Source organism: Granulicatella sp. WM01 (genome assembly GCF_004570605.1).
GTDB lineage: Bacteria > Bacillota > Bacilli > Lactobacillales > Aerococcaceae > WM01.
The window spans coordinates 1-236 of the sequence record NZ_SPPB01000191.1 but is presented as its reverse complement, the minus strand read 5'-3'; the positions used below and the strand labels follow the sequence as shown (position 1 = coordinate 236).

Genomic DNA, 236 nt, shown 5'->3' with positions numbered 1-236 from the left:
CATGGTATCGTCTTGAAGCTGTTGAGTCCCTTTCCTTTGATAATCAAATACCGTTCGTCTATCCGTTAAAAAAGCAGCAGGAATACCATAATTGGTTAATATCTGATGCAACACCTGATAATAGCCTTTCAGCGTTTCTTGTGGGGCAAAATAGGCACCAACAATATTACCAGAAGCATCATCAATGGCAACATGAAGATGAGAGACAGTTTGACCAAACCATCTGAATTGACTAG

At 39.8% G+C, this 236-nt stretch carries 1 pseudogene; it reads right to left on the bottom strand.

Going from position 1 to position 236, the window contains the following annotated elements:
* Positions 1 to 236 (bottom strand): annotated as a pseudogene (locus E4T68_RS09420) (ISNCY family transposase); the annotation flags it as partial.